Below are 17,930 nucleotides of genomic sequence, written 5' to 3'. Positions count from 1 at the left end.
GGAGGCATCGAAATCCGCCGCGAGGCAGGGCGGGGTCGCCCGTGGCCGACCCCGGTGCCCGGCCTACCTCTCCGCCGTGCTCTCGGCGTTCCGTGGGCGGCCTGGTAGCGCCGGTCCGCGGGACGGCTGTGCCGGGCTGACCTCTGCGCCGTGCTCCCGGCGTTCCGCCGACGGTCCGGCGGGGCTGGGCTGCCCGCTGTTCGCCGCTGAGGGCGGCCGTGGTGGGGCGCCGCGGGGCCGATCGGGAGCGTGCGCCCGGTCCACGGACGGCTCCGGCAGGCCGGTGATTTCGCGGAGTCCCCGCCCGTGGTGGCCGGGCGTCAGCGCGGGGCCATGCGGATGGCGCCGTCCAGGCGGATCACCTCGCCGTTGAGCATCGGGTTCTCGACGATGTGCTGAACGAGGGCGGCGTACTCCTCGGGGCGGCCGAGCCGGGCCGGGTGGGGGACCTGGCCGCCGAGGGAGGCGCGGGCCTCCTCGGGGAGCGAGGCGAGCATCGGCGTCTCGAACAGGCCCGGGGCGATGGCCATGACGCGGATCTTGGACGAGGCCAGTTCGCGGGCGACGGGCAGCGTCAGGCCCACCACCCCGGCCTTGGACGCGGCGTACGCGGCCTGTCCGATCTGGCCCTCGAAGGCGGCGACCGACGCGGTGTTGACGACGACCCCGCGTTCCGCGGCGTCCGGGGCCTGCGGCTCGAGGGCCGCCATCCGTTCCACGGCCAGCCGGATGACGTTGAACGTGCCGATCAGATTGACCGCCACCACGTCGCCGAAGCCGGCCAGCGGCAGCGGGCCCTTCCTGCCCAGCACGCGCCCGGGGGTGGCGACACCCGCGCAGTTGACCACGATCCTCAGGTCGCCGAGGCCGACGGCCGCGTCGAGGGCGGCCGTGACGTCGGCCTCGCTGGTGACGTCGGTGGGGGCGAAGCGGGCCCGGTCACCGAGTTCCGCGGCGACGGCCGCGCCGTCGGAGGACGGCAGGTCGGCGAGGACGACACGGGCACCGGCGTCCAGCAGACGCCGGGCGGTGGCCAGACCGAGGCCCGAGGCCCCGCCGGTGACGAGTGCGACGCTTCCTTCGATCTTCACTGCGACTTCTCCGTTCGACGTGGACGAACCGTGGGCGCGTTCGGTGTGGGTTCGGCCGGCGGTTCGTCAGCCGGCGAGCCGACGGCTGATGACCACCCGCTGGATCTGGTTGGTGCCCTCGAAGATCTGCATGATCTTCGCCTCCCGCATGTAGCGCTCCACGGGGAAGTCCCGGGTGTAGCCGTAACCGCCGAGCACCTGTACGGCATCCGTCGTCACCTTCATCGCCGCGTCGGTGGCGACCAGCTTGGCGGTGCTGGCATGCCGGCCGAAGGGCCGGCCCGCGTCCGCGCGCCGGGCCGCGTCCAGGTAGAGCGCGCGGGCCGAGTCGACGGCCGCGGACATGTCGGCGAGCAGGAAACCCAGTCCCTGGTGGTCGATGATCCGCCTGCCGAACGTGGTCCGCTGGGTGGCGTACTCCACCGCCGCGTCCAGGGCGGCCTGGGCGAGTCCCGTGGCGCAGGCGGCGATGCCCAGACGGCCGCGGTCCAGGGCGCTGAAGGCGATCTGGAGGCCCTGCCCCTCCTCGCCGACGAGCCGGTCGGCCTCCAGCAGCGCGCCGTCCCAGTGTGCGGTGGTCGTGGGGATCGCGTGGAGGCCCATCTTGCGTTCCGGCTTGCCGAACGACAGGCCCTCAGTGCTGCCGGGGGCCAGGAAGCAGGAGACCCCGCGGCTGCCCGGTGCGGTCCGGGCGAACAGGGCGTAGAAGTCCGCCCTGCCGCCGTGCGTGATCCACGCCTTGGTGCCGCTGATCCGATAGCCGTCCCCGGTGCGCTCGGCCTTGCAGGTCAGGGACGCGGCGTCGGAGCCGGCCTGGGGCTCGGACAGGCTGTAGCCGCCGACCAGCTCGCCCGAGAGCATGCGCGGCAGCCGGCGCTCCTTCTGCTCGGCGGTGCCGAACACGGCGAGCGGATGGCAGGCCAGTGTGTGCACGCTGGCGGCGACGGCCACGGCCGCCCACCGTGCGGCGAGTTCCTCCAGCACCTGGAGCCAGACCTCGTACGGCTGTCCGCCGCCCCCGAACTCCTCCGGATAGGCCAGGCCCAGCAGGCCGGCCCGGCCGAGGGTGGCGAACAGCCCCTCGGGATAGGTCGCGCTCTCCTCGTGCCCGTCGACGCGGGGAGCCAGTTCCCTGTCGGCGATCTCGCGGGTCAGCGCGAGAAGGTCGGCTGCCTCTGAGGTGGGCAGCAGCCGGTCCACGGCCATGACGACTCCCCAAACGGTACTCTAGGCGGTCCTGCAGTACCGGAAAGCATAGCTGAAGTGGCTGGGATACTGGTGCGGGTGATCGACAGAACAGCCGCCGAGACCCCGAGGCCCACCGGCCGCGGTGCCGCACGCCGCACCGCCCTGTTCGACGCCCTGGTCGCGCTGCTGATCAGTGAGGGGTTCGCCCACTTCACGCTCGACGACTTCGCCGCCCGGCTGCGCTGCTCCAAGCGCACCCTGTACGGGCTGGCCGGCAGCAAGGAGCAGTTGGTGCGGGCCGCCGTCGTGCACTTCTTCCGGGGGGCCACCGCGCGCGTGGAGGCGGCGCTGGCGGCCCAGAGCGACCCGGCCGTCCGGCTGGCCACCTTCCTCCAGGCCGTCTCGACCGAACTGGCCCCCGCCTCCCGGCGTTTCTTCGACGACGTCGCGGCGTTCGAACCGGCGGCCGAGGTCTACGACCTCAACACCAAGGCCGCCGCCCGCACCGCGCAGCAGCTGATCGACGAGGGCATGGCCGCTGGGGCCTTCCGCGAGGTGCACGCCAGGTTCGCCGCCGACGTGATCTCCTCGGTCATGGTCCGCATCCAGCGCCGTCAGGTCGCCTCGGCCACCGGCCTCAGCGACGCGGAGGCCTACCGGAACCTCGCGGACCTGCTGCTGCACGGCCTGACCCGCTGACGACCGCACCCGGTCGGCGCCGGTCGAGCCCGGCGCGTCACGCGGCGCGGTCGGGCGCCGCGGTGTCCGCCCGCCGCCCCCTTCCCGACGCATTTCGCCCGGAGCGCGGCGAGCTCCTCGCCCCGGCCTCGTCCGCGGCGTGGCCGACCGTGCGGCGGACCGGTGGGGTCCGGTCACCCTCCGTCGGGCGGCTCGGCAGGGATCACGCGAGCCGCATCCCTCGCGGCCTTCCGGGGTCGCGGACGATGGCTCCCTTGGTCTCCAGCTCGCGCAGCTGGTAATGCACGCTCGAGGGGCGCATGTGCATGAGGGCGGCGAGTTCGGCGATGGTCGGCGCATCGCCCTGGTCGGTGATGGCCATGCGGATGTGGCGGAGGATCCGCTCCTGGGTGGTCGTGAGGTACTCGACTTTGCTCCTGGCCATGCCCTTAGTAGAATCCTTGTTCGAATATTGGTGCAAGCTGGAGCGGTGACCGACCTGCCGCCCGACCTGCCACGACTGCGCACGCTGGAGACCTGGCTCGCGCTCACCCTGGACCAGGTGCGGAAGGCCATCACGGCAGCGGAGCGGCGGGAGAGGGAGCGGCAGCACGGGATCGCGGCACGGCCCCCCGCGCCCGACTGGCTCCTGGAACTCGGGCTCAACCGCGACTCGCCGCCGGTCCAGGTACACGTGGGCGGCTGCTGGAACGCCGGGAAGCGCATCAAGGGCGTCAGCCGCGACGACGCCCTGCGGGCCCTGTCCGGCGGCGTGAAGGCGTGCGGCGCATGCCGGCCGGACAGCGAACTGGGCTTCCTGGACGGCTAGGAGGCCCGGCGAGGTTTGCGGGCCGTGGTCTTCTTCGCCGCGGTGTTCCCCGCGGTCTTCTTGGCCGCGGTCTTCCGTGCGGTCCTCGCGGCCGTGGTCTTCCCTGCGGTCTTCTTGGCCGTGGTCTTCTTCGGCTCCGGCATCTCGTGCACATCGGCGTCCTCGCCGCGGGAGGTGCGGGCCCGCTGCACCGACTCCTGCAGCGCGGCCATGAGGTCGACGACGCGGCCGGATTCGTCGGCCGCGGCCGGAACCTCGGGCAGTTCGTGGTGCTCCCGCTTTGCCTCGATGATCTGCTCGAGCGCTTCGGTGTAGGTGTCGCGGAACTCCTCGCCCGCGAGGTCGTCGCGGGTCATCGTGTCCATCAGGGCCAGGGCCCCGTCGATCTCGTCGTCGGACAGCTCGACCGGCGGCGGGAGCAGCTCCGAGGGGTCGCGGATCTCGTCCGGCCAGCGCATCGCGTGCAGCACGATCACGTCCTCGCGGACGCGCAGCAGGCCCAGACGCTCCCGGCCGGACCAGGCGTACTTCGCCACCGCCACCTTCGACGACCGGGCCAGGGCCTGGAGCAGCAGCTTGTACGGCTTGGCCGCCACCTGCCCGGCGGGCTGGAGGTAGTAGCCCTCCCCGATCCGGATCGGGTCGACCGACGCGAACGGCACGAACGCCTCGATCTCGATCGCCTTCGCCGTCGGCAACGGAAGATTGCTCAGCTCCTCGTCCGTGATCGGGACCACCTGCTCCTTGGTGAGCTGGTAGCCCTTGCCGATCTCACTGCCGGTGACCTCGCGGTCCTCGACCTCGCAGAACTTCCGCACGCGCACCCGGCCCATGTCCTCGAGGTGGTACTGGTGGAACCTCACCGAGTGGTCCTCGGTGGCACTGACCACGTTGATCGGTACCGTGACCAGGCCGAAGCTGATGGCGCCGGACCAGATGGTTCGGGGCATGGCGGACCTCCACAGTCGCCCCGAGCAACCCCAGCCTACGAGTGCCCCACCGGACACGCGCGCCCGCCGGGACATCAGGCATGATCGGGGTCGAGGCCGACTGGATCAAGTGCGAAACGGGTGCTGAGCGTTGCGGCGAGAACAAGCTGGAGTCCGGTACCGCGAAGGGGCCCACCGGCCAGGTCCGGTGGCGTTATCGAGAGACCCGGAGATGATCCACGGCCCACGGCTCGCGCGCCGCGGTGCCCCCGTCCTCGCCGCCCTCCTGTCCGCCGCGTTCATCGTTGGATGCAGCAGCGATCCTGATGACAGGGGTGGACCGGTACCGGATCCCGGGCCGAGCGCCCCACCCTCTGCGACGAGTGCGACGAGTGCGACGAGTGCGACGAGTGCGCCGAGTGACCGGGAGAAAGCTCTCGAGGAGCAGGCGAGCGCGGCACTGGGGACGGAGGAGGCGGACGGCACCGGTGACGACTTGTTCGTGTCGTCGGGTCTGGAGCGCGCGAGCGACGGAATCCACACCTACGCGGTCCTGTCGGCCGGCAGGTCCTACAGGCTGTCGGTGGTCTGCTCGGGAGCAGGAGAGGTCCGCCTCACCGTGACGGTGAAACGCCCGGTGCGGCAGACCGTGCCGTGCGACGGTGTCCCGGTCCGTCAACGCGTCCTGGACGCCCCGACGCAGCTCGAGCTCGATGTCGACGCGCTCGCGGGATCCTCCGGGGTCGTCGGTTGGCGGATCGACGAACTGGCCGAGTAGACGTCTGCAGGTCGCACCTGTCTCACGCGAACCCGGTGAGGCGAGCACGGGGGGAGTCCGACAGCCCCTGGCCGGACTGTGTGGCGGGGATTGTCCGACCGCGTACGCCGGGCCCGCGTCCACGGCCGGCCGGGCCCTCACGGGTCCCTCAGACGGACAGCTCCGCCGCCCCGAACGACACGTCGAAACGGTCGCACCAGATGGTGACGCTGTTGAAGTCCGCCGGGTCGACACCGCTCGGCAGTGGGTAGTTCTGGTCGCCCTTGTTGCCTTTCAGCCTGCCCAGACTGACGTGCTCGCCGTCGTCGAAGACGTGCCAGCCGTCCTTGCCCTCGATCACCGGTGCGTCGGTCAGCCAGACGTGCAGGTCGGGGCCGTTGGAGGTGTCGAGACCTTCGAGGCGCAGGACATGCGAGCCGTCGTCCAGCCGGAGCACCCGCACCGTGCCGGTGGTGCGGTGCTCATGGGTGACGAGCTCGCCGTCGGCGACGGTCCGCGGGCCGGAGGCGGGCGAGGACGGGGCGCCGGTGGCGTCCGCGCCGGGGGACGGCTGCCGTGCCGCGGGCTCGGCGGCCACCGGGAGTTCCTCCTTCACCTCCTCGTCCACCCACAACTTCCAGGGCTGGAACCAGTACAGCCCCAGACCCGCCACCGCCACGGTCGGCACCGCGACCGCGACGGCCACCCGCCGCGCCTTCTTCCCCCGCATCCGTGCCACGAACCTCACACCTCCCGGTGCGCACCGGCCCACTCGCCCGTGCGCCATCTCTGTGGACACCCACCAGCGTGGCGGACGGAACGGCCCGGCGGTACGCCGGAGGGCCGGCCGTCAGACTCTCGTAAGGGATGCACGAAGGCCTGCGGAGGGTCTGGACGAAAAATCCATCGACTGGATGTATGGTCCAGGATGGGGAGACGGCCGCCGGCCGGCACTCGCGGGAAGGACGTGCCCATGCCCACGCAAAGAGCCCTGGACGCCGAGCGGGACGCGATCCTCGCCGCATTGACGCCGGTCGTCGACGGGATCGCGGCGACCTTCGGCCCGGTGTGCGAGGTGGTGCTGCACGACTACCGGCGCCCGGAGGAGTCGGTGGTCGCCGTGGCCGGCTCGGTGACCGGGAGGACGGTCGGCGGGGCCATGAGCGAGATCGGCCTGCGCGTGCTCGCCCGTGGCGACGAGGCGACCGACGAGCTCAACTACCTCACCCGGACGGGGACCGGCACCCACGTGAAGTCCTCGACCATGGTGCTGCGCGACTCCACGGGGCAGGTCTTCGGCGCCCTGTGTGTCAACCTCGACGTCACCGCCGTCGACAGGGCGCAGGCCCTCCTCGCCGGCCTCGCCGGTGCCGGTGCCGATCCTCGTCCGCCCGTCCTGCCGGCCACCACCTTCGGCAACGACATCGATGCTGTGGTCGAGGCACTCGTCGACGCCCACCCCGTGCTGCGGCACCGCGGCTGGGCGGAACTCGACCGTTCCGGACGCGTCCGGCTCTTCCATGATCTGGACACCCGGGGAGTGTTCGCCGTGCGGCGCGCGATCGAGCGGGTCGCCACCCGGCTCGGCGTCTCCCGCGCCTCCGCCTACCACTACCTGTCCCTGGCGAGGGCCACCGCCGGGCCGGCCGAGACCGACGCGCAGGCCCGCACCGCCCCGATCGGCTCACTGGCCACCGCCCCGACCGATTCCGCCCCGACCGGCCCCGAAGCCCCTGCCGACCCGACCGACGCAACCGCTCTCGGAGGCACCACGTGACGACCACCACCCCGCCGGTCACCCTCGACGACGTGCGCGCCGCCGCCGCGCGCCTCGAGGGCGTCGCCCACCGCACCCCGGTCCTGCGCTCCCGCACCCTGGACGCCCTCGTCGGCGCCGAGGTCCACCTCAAGTGCGAGAACTTCCAGCGCGTCGGCGCCTTCAAGTTCCGCGGTGCCTACAACGCCGCCTCCCGGCTCGCGCCCGAGCAGCTCGAGCGCGGCATCGCCGCCTACTCCTCCGGCAACCACGCCCAGGCCGTAGCCCTGGCCGCCCGCGAACTCGGCACCACCGCCGTCATCGTCATGCCGGAGGACGCCCCGCCGTCGAAACGGGCGGCCACCGAGGGATACGGCGCCGAGGTCGTCACGTACGACCGCTACAGCGGCGACCGCGTCGCCGTCGCCGAGGCGCTGGCCGCCGAACGGGGACTCACCCTCGTCCCGCCGTACGACCATCCGCACGTCATCGCCGGACAGGGCACGGCGGCACTGGAACTCCTGGAAGACGTAGGAGAGTTGGACGCACTGCTCGCACCGGTCGGCGGCGGCGGACTGATCGCCGGCAGCGCCACCGCGGTGAAGGCACTGCACCCGGGGACCCGGGTGCTCGGCGTCGAACCGGAGGCCGGGGACGACACCAAGCGCTCACTGGAGGCGGGGCACCGGATCAGTGTCCCCGTCCCTCGCACCATCGCCGACGGCCAGGCGCTGCACACCCCCGGCGAGCTGACCTTCTCCCTCAACCGGCGGCTGCTCGACGGGATCGTCCTGGTCGGCGACGACGAGATCAGGGACGCGATGCGGTTCGCCTTCGAGCGCCTGAAGATCGTGCTCGAACCGAGCGGCGCCACCCCGCTGGCCGCCCTCCTCACCGGCCGCGCGGGCCCGCTGCCGCGCCGCGTGGGACTGATCCTCTCCGGCGGCAACATCGACGCCGGACGCTTCGCCCGGCTGTGCGGCACCGACGGGTGAGGGGACCGTCGCCCTCACCCGAATGGCGCACCCGAGTGGACCGGCGGACGATGGAGTGACGGGGCCCGTTCCCCGCCGGTCCGTTCGGGCGGACGGAGACCGGACCCGGCCGAGGGGACGACGGCCGGAAGGGAGAGGCGTCATGTTCGAGGTCAAGACGCTGGACAAGCCGGACGAGCGGCGGGACTTCCCCCAGGGGCATCTCGAAGCCGTCCACCTGACGGGGCTGGACTTCGCCGTGGCCACCTTCGAGCCGGGGTGGCGCTGGACGGAGTCGGTGGGCCCCATAGCGGGGACCGACAGCTGCCAGATCCACCACAACGGCTATGTCGTGAGCGGGCGCATGCGCATCCGCATGGACGACGGCGCCGAGGGCGAGGTGGGGCCCGGAGACGTCTTCGTCTGCCCGCCCGGCCACGACGCGTGGGTCGTCGGCGACGAACAGGTGGTGGTCTACGACTTCGCGGGCGCCATGGCCCAGAAGTACGCCAAGGCGGACTAGCCCGGTCGTTCGGATCAGGACGCAGGGTGGCCGGCGACGGCGCCTCGTCATCACGGTGAGCGGGCCCGGTGCGTGCGACTGCACGGCGGAGGGCGTCGACGCGGAGAATCGGACAACCGACGACAACGCCGCAGGTGCGCGTGTCGGGCTGCTCCGCCCCCGCGTCCGCGGCGTGATCGAGCGGCAGGCCCGCACCGGCGGACCGGCGCGGCGGGCCGGATCCCGCCCTGCCGGTCACGACACCCACTCAGAACGGCGGCGGTCGACCGGGGTTGCAGTCCCAGCGGGCCCGACCGTTGCCGGCTGCGGTGTCGGACATGGCGGGATGGTAATCGGTCGCCGATCCACTCCGGACGCCGGTACGCCCCTCCTGCGGCGCCCCGGTCGCAGCGGGCCGTCGCGCTCAGGCGGGCCGCGGCACGGCCGCGAACGGGGAGAGGGTGAACCAGCCGGGGGCGGCCCGGCGCAGGGGCTCGGGGCCCTCCAGCCGGATCCAGCCCGCGCGCAGGGCGTCCGACCATCCGAGGTCGCCGCGCCATACCCGGATCAGGCCGCGCAGGCTGGCGGCGAAGGTGACGGCCACCGCGTGACCGGGGTCGATGTCGCACACGTCGGTCTCGCCGGAGCCGATGACCAGCCACCAGTGCCGGGTCTGCGGAGGCACGTCGGAGAAGTCGAACCGGACGACCGTGCGCCCCTCGGGAACCGCCGCGTAGTCGATCCTGCGGTGCATGTCCCACAGCAGCAGCTTCGGGTCGAGGTCGTCCTCGCCCAGCTCGCCGATCCAGCGCGTGCCCCACACGCCCAGCGCCTCGACCACGGGCCGCAGTTCCTCCCCGGCCGGCGTCAGCACGTAGCTCACGTCCCGGCCGTCGGTCCGCTTCTCCGCGATGCCGGCCCGCACCAACTGGTGCAGCCGCTTGGACAGCAGCGTGGGGGACATCCGCGGCACGCCCCGGCGCAGCTCGTTGAAGTGACGGCTCCCGATGACCATCTCCCGCACGATGAGCAGGGTCCAGCGCTCGTCGAGGAGCTCCATCGCCTTGGCGACCGGACAGAACTGGCCGTACGTCGACCCCATGGGAGCAGGTTAGGCCGCCCCCTGCCGCCGGACCACCCGGAGGAGGGCTGACGGTCCCGTGCGACGGGTGGCCGGTACCGATCGCGTACGGGCCTGCGGTACAGATCCTGTACTGGGAGGCGGACGCCGGGTGTTCCTAGGCTCGAAGTCGCGGCGAGCGGACCGCGTGAGGAACGACCCGAGGAGCACAGCCATGACGAACGGGAACACGGCCGAGGCCGACCGTGCGCTGAAGGCCCGGCACCGGGCGATGTGGGCCCAGGGCGACTATCCGTCCGTGGCCGCCGAGATCATCCCGAGTCTGGGGGAGACCCTGGTCAAGGCGTGCGGCGTGCGCGCGGGCGACCGGGTGCTGGACGTCGCGGCGGGCAGCGGCAACGCCGCGATCCCGGCGGCCCTGGCCGGCGCGGACGTGGTGGCCACCGATCTGACCCCCGAGCTGCTGGAGACCGGGCGGCGGGTCGCCGCGCAGCGGGGCGCGCGACTGGAGTGGCGCGAGGCCGACGCCGAGGCGCTGCCCTTCGACGACGCCGCCTTCGACACCGTGATGTCCTGCGTCGGCGTCATGTTCGCCCCGCATCACGCGGCGGCCGCCGACGAACTGGTCCGGGTGTGCCGGGCCGGCGGCACCATCGGGCTCGTCAGCTGGACACCCCAGGGCTTCCTCGGCCGGATGCTGGCCACGATGAAGCCGTACGCGCCGCCGCCCCCGCCGGGTGCGCAGCCGCCGCCGCTGTGGGGGGACCCGGACCACGTGCGGGAGCTCCTCGGCGACCGGGTCACCCGGGTGACCGCTGAACGCCGGACGGTCGTGGTGGACCGCTTCGCGACGCCCGAGGCGTTCCGCGACTACTTCAAGGAGCGCTACGGCCCGACGATCAGCGTCTACAAGGCCGTCGCGGACGACCCCGGAAGCACCGCCGCCCTGGACCGCGAGCTGGCGGAGCTCGCCCGTGGCCACGGCCGGCAGGACGGCGCGGGCCGTCTGGTCATGGAGTGGGAGTACCTGCTGCTCACCGCCCGCAGGGCCGGCTGACGGGGCCTGCCCCGGGCCCCGCAATCCGCCGGCCGCGCCCGGCCGCGGTCACACCGGCAACAGCCGTCCGACCAGAGCGCTCAGGTGGCGGACCGTGCGGCACTCGTGCATCTCCACCAGCTCGGCGTACTCGGGAGCCGCGGAGTCGCCGGTGCCCCAGCGGGAGCGCTGCTCGGGGTTGAGCCAGTGCACGCGGCGGGCCCGCCGGGCCAGTTCGCGCACGGCCGGGAGGTTGGGGTCGCCCATGTTGGTGCGGGCGTCCCCGAGGACGAACACGGTCGTGCGCGGGCCCACCGCATCGGCGTACCGTTCGCCGAACTCGCCGAGCGCGGCGCCGTAGTCGCTGCTGCCGTGCCAGGAGGTGAGCGTCGCCCCGGCCCGGATGCGGGCACCCAGTCCCTCCGGGTCGGCGGCGCCGTGCACGAGCAGCCCGGTCACCTCGTCGATCCGGTTGACGAAGGCGAACACCCGCACCTTGGAGAACTGGTCGTGCAGCGCCTGCACCAGCAGCATCGTGAAGTCCGAGAAGCCGGACACCGAGCCCGACACGTCGCACAACAGCACCAGCTCGGGCCGCATCGGACGGCGCCGGCGCAGCACCGGCCGCATCGGCACCCCGCCGGTCGACAGCGAGCCCCGCAGGGTCCGGCGCAGGTCGATGCTGCCGCGGGCGGCCCTGCGGCGGCGTGCCGCGAGCCGGGTGGCCAGCTTCCGCGCCAGCGGCTGCACCGTCCGGCGCAGCTCGGCCAGCCGGTCCTTCCCGGCGAACAGGAAGTCGACACGGTCCGCGGACGGGGCCACGGCGCGCCGGGCCACCTCGTCCCTGCCGCGTCGCTCGGCGACCCGGCGCCGCGCCTCCGCGGCCACCATCCGCCGGAACTCCTCGATGCGCCGCCGGATCTCGTCCTCCAGCAGCCGGTCGCCAAAGCCCGCGGTGCCGCCGCCCGCCCGCACCTCGTCCCGCACCCGGGCGAGCAGCGTCTGCGGCCTCAGCCGCTCGAGCGTCTGGTATGCCGACCAGCCGTCCGACGCCGGTGAACTGCCGTAGCCCCCGAGGGCGTCGACCGCCTCCACCGCCAACCGGCCCATCAGCGCGGTGTCGTTGTCGGCGAGGGCCGCCGCCAGCCGCTCGCGCAGTGCGTCGCGGTCCGCCGCGGTGCCGTCCGGAGCGCCGACCGCGCGCGGGAAGTACAGGTCGAACACCGCGTCGAAGACGGGGCGCTGACCCGTACCGTGCAGCAGGGTCGCCGCCAGTCCCTCGCGCAGCAGGTCCCGGTCGGTGAACCCCAGGGCCTCGGCCGCCCGCGCCGCGTCGACCGTCTCGCCGGTGCCGATGCGCACGCCGTGCGAGCGGAGCGCGCCGACCAGGCCGGTCAGCCGTGCGGTGACGTCCGGGGCGGCCGTCACACGGCGTCCAGGTCGAGCTTGGCCGCCGCCTTCAGGACGTCGTCCTGGTGCTTGAGGATCACGCCCAGGCTGTCGCGCACCACCGTCTCGTCCAGGGTGTCCGCGCCGAGCGCCAGCAGGGTGCGGGCCCAGTCGACGGTCTCCGCGACCGACGGCGCCTTGCGCAGGTCCATCGCGCGCAGCGCCCCGACCACCCGCACCACGGACTCGCCCAGTGCCGTGTCGATCCCCGGCACCCTCAGCCGTACGATCCGCCGCTCCAGCTCGGCGTCGGGGAAGCCGATGTGGAGGAACAGGCAGCGGCGGCGCAGTGCCTCGGACAGCTCACGGGTGGCGTTCGAGGTGAGGACCACGAAGGGCCGGCGGGTGGCGGTGATCGTGCCGAGCTCGGGCACCGTGACCTGGAAGTCGCCGAGCACCTCCAGGAGCAGGCCCTCGACCTCGACGTCCGCCTTGTCGGTCTCGTCGATCAGCAACACCTTCGGGTCGTCGCCGCGGATGGCGGTGAGCAGCGGCCGGGGGAGCAGGAACTCCTCGCCGAAGATGTCGGTGCGCGTCTCGTCCCACGTCTCGTTGCGGCCCGCGCTGATCCGCAGCAACTGCTTGGCGTGGTTCCACTCGTACAGCGCCCGCGACTCGTCGATGCCCTCGTAGCACTGCAGGCGCACCAGCCGGGCTCCGGCCACCTGGGCCACCGCCTTGGCGAGCTCGGTCTTGCCGACCCCGGCGGGGCCCTCGACCAGCAGCGGCTTGCCGAGCCGGTCGGCGAGGAAGACGGCCGTGGCGACCGCGGGCGAGGCCAGGTAGCCGGCCTCGGCGAGACGCGCGGAGACGTCGTCGACGGAAGTGAACACCAGGGGCCTCCAGGTCGGCGGCGATGACAGAAGCCCTATCCAAGCGCTTGTTCACCTTGTTGTCACGGGGTGCCGGTGCCCTGTCACGGAGGTCATCGGCGACCCGTCACGGGGACGGCCGCGGCGCGGACCGCGTCCGGCCGACCAGGACCACCTCCAGCGTGCGTGGTCCATGCACGCCCTCCACCCGGTCGAGCTCGATGTCGCTGGTCGCCGAGGGGCCGGAGATCCAGGTGAGCGGGCGGGCGGGGTCGAGCCGCCGAAGGGCCTGCGGGACAGAGGAGACCACCTGGCCGGGCACGCGGACGATGCAGATGTGGTGGTCGGGGACGAGGGTGATGCGACGGCGGCCCTGGTCGGGGGAGCCGTCCAGCACGATCGTTCCGGTCTCGGCGATCGCGACCGCGCAGCCGGTGACCACGCTGTCCACCCGGTCCAGGTCATACGGGGTGTCCTCCGCCCGGTCCACCACCCGCGTCACGCCGGTCGCGGCCGGCCAGTCCCCGCCCAGCCCCGGCGGCACCAGGACGGACGAGGAGCCGTGCGCCGCCAGCAGCCCCGCGACGGTCCCGGCCAGCCCGTCGGCGTCGGTGCGGTGCACGACCGCCCGGTAGTCCGCCAGGTTCTCCGCGAGCAGCTCCACCGTCTCCTCGACGGTGCGTTCGCCGTGCTCGTCCAGATAGTCACGGGTCACGGCCCGCTCGTAGTGGGCGAGGCTCCCAGGCCGTCCGGGCTCCGGGGGCGTCTCCTCCCGCGGCACGTCGGCGAGGGCGCGCCGCACCCGGCCCAGGATCCGTTCCCTGCTGCTCACTCGGTCGCGTCCTTTCCGCCGCGGGTGCGCTGCCACCAGTCCCGGAACGGCTCCGCCGGTACCGGCGGCAGGTCCCGCGTCGCGCTCCACGCCCGGCCGGGGCCCGGCAGCGTGCGCGGATGGAAGCGCCGGGTGCGGGAGACGAGGCGCTGGCCGGTGCGCAGTGCACGCGGGTGCGTGAACGCCCAGCGGGCCGCCCGCATCGCCGCCCGCTCGGAGGCGTGTCCCCCGGCGGGCCGCAGCACCACCTTGTTGCCCTCCCGCGTCGCCTGTCCGCCCTCGACGACCCGTTCCCGCAGGTGCACCAGCACCTCGGGGATGTCGATGGCGACCGGGCACACCTCGTAGCAGGCCCCGCACAGGGAGGACGCGTACGGCAGCGAGGCGTCGATCTCGCTCGCCGTGCCCCGGAGCTGAGGGCTGAGGATGGCGCCGATGGGTCCCGGGTACACCGAGCCGTACGCGTGCCCCCCGGCCCGCTCGTACACCGGGCACACGTTCAGGCAGGCGGAGCAGCGGATGCAGCGCAGCGCCTGCCGGCCGACCTCGTCGGCGAGGGCGTCGGTGCGGCCGTTGTCCAGCAGCACCAGGTGGAAGGAGCGCGGGCCGTCGTCGTCGGACGTGCCGGTCCAGGTCGAGGTGTACGGATTCATGCGCTCGGCGGTCGAGGAGCGAGGGAGGGTCTGGAGGAACACCTCCAGGTCCCGCCACGTCGGCACGACCTTCTCGATGCCGACGACCGAGATCAGCGTCTCGGGCAGGGTCAGGCACATCCGCCCGTTGCCCTCGGACTCCACGACGACGAGGGTGCCGGTCTCGGCGACCATGAAGTTGGCGCCGGAGATGCCGACCCCGGCCCGCAGGAACTTCTCCCGCAGGTGCAGCCGCGCCGCCTCGGCGAGGTCGGCGGGCGAGTCGGTCAGGCCCTCGGGGGCGGGGCGGCCCCACTCGCCCATCTCGCGGGCGAAGACGTCCCGGATCTCACCCCGGTTGCGGTGGATCGCCGGGACCAGGATGTGGGAGGGCCGGTCCCTGCCCAACTGCACGATCAGCTCGGCCAGATCGGTCTCGTACGCCCGGATGCCCTCCGCCTCCAGCGCCTCGTTCAGCCCGATCTCCTGCGTGGCCATCGACTTGACCTTGACGACCTCCGACTCGCCCGTCTCCTTGACGAGTCCGGCGACGATCCGGTTGGCCTCACCGGCGTCCGCCGCCCAGTGGACGACGCCGCCGGCGGCCGTGACCGACTCCTCCAGCCGCACCAGGTAGTGGTCGAGGTGCCGGAGCGTGTGGTCCTTGATCCGCCGGCCGGCCTCCCGCAGCTCCGCCCAGTCCGACACCTCCGCCACGGCCTTGGCCCGCTTGGCCCGGATGGTGTGCGTGGCATGCCGCAGATTGCCGCGCAGCGTGCCGTCGTACACCGCCTCCCGCGCGGCCCGTGGAAACGCCGGCATTCCGACGAACGCCCCGCTCATACGGCCGGTTCCTCCTCGGTGCTCGCCAGGATCTCCGCGAGGTGCACCGGCCGCATGCCGGTTCGCAGCCTGGTCATCGTCCCGCCGATGTGCGTCAGACACGAGTTGTCCGCCGCGCACAGCACCTCGGCACCCGTCGACTCCGCGTTACGCACCTTGTCGGCGCCCATCGCCGCGGACACGTCGGGGTTCTTCACCGCGAACGTGCCGCCGAAGCCGCAGCACTCCTCCGCGCCCGGCAGCTCCACCAGCTCCAGCCCCCTCACCGCCTCCAGCAGCCGCCGGGGCCGGTCCCCGAGTCCCAGACCGCGCAGGCCGTGGCAGGTCGGGTGGTAGGTCACCGTGTGCGGGTAGCAGGCGCCGACGTCCGTCACCCCCAGCACGTCCACCAGGAACTCGGTCAGCTCGTACGTCTTCGGCACCACCGGTGCCAGCGCGGCCGCGAGGCCGTCCCCGCGGCCCTCGGCCCGGGCCCGCCCACCCATCCGCGGATACAGTTCCCGCACCATCGCCGCGCACGACCCGGACGGTGTCACGATCGCCTCGTAGCCCCCGAAGACATGGGCGAAGTGCACCGCCATCGGCTCCGCCTCGTGCCGGTACCCGGTGTTGTAGTGCGCCTGCCCGCAGCAGGTCTGCGCCATCGGGAAGTCGACCTCCACGCCGAGCCTGGTCAGCAGTTTCACCACCGCGCGCCCGGTGCCCGGACAGAGCGTGTCGCTGACACAGGTCAGGAACAGTGCGACACGCATCGCGGCTCCTTGCGGGTCGGTCATCGGGTGCGGGCGTCGATCGTCGCGTGGATGCAGGGTAGTCGGCGGAGCGGGCCCGGGCGGGCCCCGCCGGTCCCGGGCGAGCCGGGCCCGAGCGGCCTGCCGGCGGGCGGTCGAGCCGCGCGGCTCGTACCGGGTCAGCGACTGGGTACGGGTGAGCAGCCGCCGCATCCCCGCGAGATCGCCGACCAGCCCGTGGGCGCGGGACTGCGCCGGCACGTTGCCCAGCGCCGCCGCCTCGGTCGGACCGGCCACCACAGGCAGCCCGCAGGTGTCGGCGGTCAGCCGGCACAGCAGCGCGTCGCGGGTGCCGTCGCCGACGATGTGCACCACGTCCACCGGACGGCCGGCGAACCGCTGGGCGTCCTCGACGGCCCCGCGGTGCGCGAGGGCCGCCGAGTCGAGGATGCACTGCGCGACTCGGCGGGGGAGACGGGCACCGGCACCCACGAGGCCCGGCGGGCGTCGGCGATCCGCTCCGGCATCCGCCCCGGCGTGAGGAACGCCGCGTCGCCCGCGTCCACCACCGACCGCGGCGCCGGCCGCAGCCGCTCCCGGGAGCGGCTGCGGCCGGGCCGGTAATGTGGAGGCGCCCCCACCGTCCGTGTCTGCCCCGGAGGTCCACGCCCGATGGCCCAGCCGGTGGGTATCAAGGACGTCGCCCGCGCCGCCGGAGTCTCCGTCGGCACGGTCTCCCACGTGATCAACCGTCCGGACACGGTCGCCGCCGAGACCCGGGCACGGGTGCTCTCCGCCATCGACCGGCTCGGCTACGTCCGCAGCGAGTCCGCACGCCAGTTGCGCGCCGGCCGCAGCCGGATCATGGGGCTGCTCGTCCTCGACATGGGCAACCCCTTCTTCGTCGACGCGGTACGGGGCGCCGAGCGGGCCGCGTGCAAGGCCGGGCTCGGCGTGATGGTCTGCAACAGCGCCCAGGACGCGAGCGAGGAGGCCGAGTACCTCTCGCTCTTCGCCGAACAGCGCGTGCGGGGCGTGCTGCTGGCCCCGGCGGACGCCACCGGCCGCAACATCGAGGCGTTCCGCCGGCACAGCATCCCCTTCGTCCTGGTCGACCGGGTCGCCGAGGGCACCACCGAGTGCTCGGTCTCCGTGGACGACGTGGCGGGCGGCGAGCTGGCCGTGCGGCACCTGGTCGACGCCGGGCACCGGTCCGTCGCGTACGTCAGCGGCCCGCCGCGACCGAACCAGGTCCGCGACCGCCGCACCGGCGCCCTCGGCGCGCTCGCCGAGGCGGGGCTCGGCCACGAGGCGCTGCGCGAGCTGCCCACCGACCGTCCGGACGTCGCCGCCGGACGCGACGCCGGCGCCCGCCTCCTGGGCCTCGCCGACCGGCCCACCGCCGTATTCTGCGCCAACGACCTGCTCGCCCTCGGCGTGCCTCAGGCGATGTACGCGGCCGGGGTGAGCGTCCCCGACGACCTGGCCATCGTCGGCTACGACGACATCGAGTTCGCCGCCGCCGCGGCCGTCCCGCTGACCTCGGTGCGCCAGCCCGCCGTCACCATGGGCGCCCTCGCGGCGGAGCTGCTGCTGGAGGAGACCCGGCCGGAGGCCGCGGACGAGCCGCACGAGCACCGCAAGGTCGTCCTGCACCTTGAACTGGTGGTCCGCCGCTCCAGCCTGTCGGCCCGCTGACCGGACGTGGGGCGAGGCGCCCGGAGGAATCCGGTGATCCCGGTCCCGGCGGTCCGCCGGTCGTGTGCTGGACTGGGCGCGCATCCGTCCGCCCCGTCCGTCCCGGGAGCCC

The 17,930-nt window shown here is 73.4% G+C and carries 19 protein-coding genes and 1 pseudogene; 8 read left to right on the top strand and 12 right to left on the bottom strand.

Features of this window, described 5'->3' with window-relative positions:
- Positions 1-320: 320 nt before the first annotated feature.
- Together ACFYOV_RS24490 and ACFYOV_RS24485 are read right to left on the bottom strand one after the other, a co-directional pair.
- Entirely contained in the window at positions 321-1,091 is a 771-nt protein-coding gene (locus ACFYOV_RS24490) for a 3-hydroxyacyl-CoA dehydrogenase (protein ID WP_389090638.1), read from the bottom strand.
- Between the two features lie 66 nt (positions 1,092-1,157).
- On the bottom strand, positions 1,158-2,297 hold the full coding sequence (locus ACFYOV_RS24485; protein WP_389090636.1) for an acyl-CoA dehydrogenase family protein: 1,140 nt from the start codon (positions 2,295-2,297) through the stop codon (positions 1,158-1,160).
- A 78-nt stretch (positions 2,298-2,375) separates the two neighbouring features.
- Between ACFYOV_RS24485 and ACFYOV_RS24480 the strand changes: the two genes are divergently transcribed.
- On the top strand, positions 2,376-2,978 hold the full coding sequence (locus ACFYOV_RS24480; protein ID WP_389090633.1) for a TetR/AcrR family transcriptional regulator: 603 nt from the start codon (positions 2,376-2,378) through the stop codon (positions 2,976-2,978).
- 202 nt (positions 2,979-3,180) lie between these two features.
- Here the strand turns inward: ACFYOV_RS24480 and ACFYOV_RS24475 are convergent, their stop codons facing one another.
- Positions 3,181-3,402: a LexA family protein gene (locus ACFYOV_RS24475; protein WP_389090632.1), complete on the bottom strand. Its 222-nt coding sequence runs from the start codon at positions 3,400-3,402 to the stop codon at positions 3,181-3,183.
- Positions 3,403-3,447: 45 nt separating this feature from the next.
- On the opposite strand from ACFYOV_RS24475, the gene ACFYOV_RS24470 reads away from it, so the two are divergent.
- Entirely contained in the window at positions 3,448-3,786 is a 339-nt protein-coding gene (locus ACFYOV_RS24470) for a DUF6233 domain-containing protein (protein ID WP_389090629.1), read from the top strand.
- Here the strand turns inward: ACFYOV_RS24470 and ACFYOV_RS24465 are convergent.
- Positions 3,783-4,736: a Ku protein gene (locus ACFYOV_RS24465; RefSeq protein ID WP_389090627.1), complete on the bottom strand. Its 954-nt coding sequence runs from the start codon at positions 4,734-4,736 to the stop codon at positions 3,783-3,785. The genes ACFYOV_RS24470 and ACFYOV_RS24465 overlap by 4 nt on opposite strands.
- A gap of 481 nt (positions 4,737-5,217) precedes the next feature.
- Here ACFYOV_RS24465 and ACFYOV_RS24460 point away from each other — a divergent pair, with 481 nt between their 5' ends.
- Positions 5,218-5,493 (top strand): hypothetical protein, encoded by a 276-nt coding sequence (locus ACFYOV_RS24460; RefSeq protein WP_389090624.1) that lies wholly within the window; start codon positions 5,218-5,220, stop codon positions 5,491-5,493.
- 148 nt (positions 5,494-5,641) lie between these two features.
- Here the strand turns inward: ACFYOV_RS24460 and ACFYOV_RS24455 are convergent, their stop codons facing one another.
- The gene (locus ACFYOV_RS24455) at positions 5,642-6,202 is read right to left on the bottom strand and encodes a DM13 domain-containing protein (protein WP_389090844.1); all 561 of its coding nucleotides are present in this window, start codon (positions 6,200-6,202) and stop codon (positions 5,642-5,644) included.
- A 243-nt stretch (positions 6,203-6,445) separates the two neighbouring features.
- On the opposite strand from ACFYOV_RS24455, the gene ACFYOV_RS24450 reads away from it, so the two are divergent.
- From ACFYOV_RS24450 to ACFYOV_RS24440, 3 genes are all read left to right on the top strand, one after another.
- The gene (locus ACFYOV_RS24450) at positions 6,446-7,249 is read left to right on the top strand and encodes a transcriptional regulator (protein WP_389090622.1); all 804 of its coding nucleotides are present in this window, start codon (positions 6,446-6,448) and stop codon (positions 7,247-7,249) included.
- Positions 7,246-8,223 (top strand): pyridoxal-phosphate dependent enzyme, encoded by a 978-nt coding sequence (locus ACFYOV_RS24445; RefSeq protein WP_389090619.1) that lies wholly within the window; start codon positions 7,246-7,248, stop codon positions 8,221-8,223. Before ACFYOV_RS24450 ends, ACFYOV_RS24445 begins: the two co-directional genes overlap by 4 nt.
- Before the next feature lie 142 nt (positions 8,224-8,365).
- Complete coding sequence (locus ACFYOV_RS24440) at positions 8,366-8,725, top strand: cupin domain-containing protein (RefSeq protein ID WP_389090617.1); 360 nt, start codon at positions 8,366-8,368, stop codon at positions 8,723-8,725.
- Between the two features lie 403 nt (positions 8,726-9,128).
- Here ACFYOV_RS24440 and ACFYOV_RS24435 read toward each other — a convergent pair whose 3' ends face one another.
- The gene (locus tag ACFYOV_RS24435; protein WP_389090614.1) at positions 9,129-9,806 is read right to left on the bottom strand and encodes a winged helix-turn-helix transcriptional regulator; all 678 of its coding nucleotides are present in this window, start codon (positions 9,804-9,806) and stop codon (positions 9,129-9,131) included.
- 193 nt (positions 9,807-9,999) lie between these two features.
- Between ACFYOV_RS24435 and ACFYOV_RS24430 the strand changes: the two genes are divergently transcribed.
- Positions 10,000-10,842 carry a class I SAM-dependent methyltransferase gene (locus tag ACFYOV_RS24430; protein WP_389090612.1) on the top strand — a complete coding sequence of 281 codons (843 nt, stop codon included), beginning with the start codon at positions 10,000-10,002 and terminating at the stop codon, positions 10,840-10,842.
- A 48-nt stretch (positions 10,843-10,890) separates the two neighbouring features.
- Here the strand turns inward: ACFYOV_RS24430 and ACFYOV_RS24425 are convergent, their stop codons facing one another.
- The 6 genes and pseudogenes from ACFYOV_RS24425 to ACFYOV_RS24400 all read right to left on the bottom strand — a co-directional run.
- Positions 10,891-12,249: a VWA domain-containing protein gene (locus ACFYOV_RS24425; RefSeq protein ID WP_389090611.1), complete on the bottom strand. Its 1,359-nt coding sequence runs from the start codon at positions 12,247-12,249 to the stop codon at positions 10,891-10,893.
- Entirely contained in the window at positions 12,246-13,106 is an 861-nt protein-coding gene (locus tag ACFYOV_RS24420; RefSeq protein WP_389090841.1) for an AAA family ATPase, read from the bottom strand. The genes ACFYOV_RS24425 and ACFYOV_RS24420 overlap by 4 nt, the downstream gene beginning before the upstream one ends.
- 103 nt (positions 13,107-13,209) lie before the next feature.
- Positions 13,210-13,914 (bottom strand): lactate utilization protein C, encoded by a 705-nt coding sequence (locus ACFYOV_RS24415; RefSeq protein ID WP_389090609.1) that lies wholly within the window; start codon positions 13,912-13,914, stop codon positions 13,210-13,212.
- Positions 13,911-15,389, bottom strand: a complete 1,479-nt coding sequence (locus tag ACFYOV_RS24410; RefSeq protein WP_389090606.1) for a lactate utilization protein B — start codon at positions 15,387-15,389, stop codon at positions 13,911-13,913. Before ACFYOV_RS24410 ends, ACFYOV_RS24415 begins: the two co-directional genes overlap by 4 nt.
- Positions 15,386-16,141 carry a (Fe-S)-binding protein gene (locus tag ACFYOV_RS24405; RefSeq protein ID WP_389090839.1) on the bottom strand — a complete coding sequence of 252 codons (756 nt, stop codon included), beginning with the start codon at positions 16,139-16,141 and terminating at the stop codon, positions 15,386-15,388. The genes ACFYOV_RS24410 and ACFYOV_RS24405 overlap by 4 nt, the downstream gene beginning before the upstream one ends.
- A 99-nt stretch (positions 16,142-16,240) precedes the next feature.
- Positions 16,241-16,704, bottom strand: a pseudogene (locus tag ACFYOV_RS24400) (FGGY-family carbohydrate kinase); the annotation flags it as partial.
- An 88-nt stretch (positions 16,705-16,792) separates the two neighbouring features.
- On the opposite strand from ACFYOV_RS24400, the gene ACFYOV_RS24395 reads away from it, so the two are divergent.
- Entirely contained in the window at positions 16,793-17,818 is a 1,026-nt protein-coding gene (locus tag ACFYOV_RS24395; protein WP_389090604.1) for a LacI family DNA-binding transcriptional regulator, read from the top strand.
- Positions 17,819-17,930: the final 112 nt, after the last annotated feature.

The organism is Streptomyces sp. NPDC005931 (assembly GCF_042871235.1).
Taxonomy (GTDB): domain Bacteria; phylum Actinomycetota; class Actinomycetes; order Streptomycetales; family Streptomycetaceae; genus Streptomyces.
This window is presented reverse-complemented; position numbering and strand designations above follow the sequence as displayed.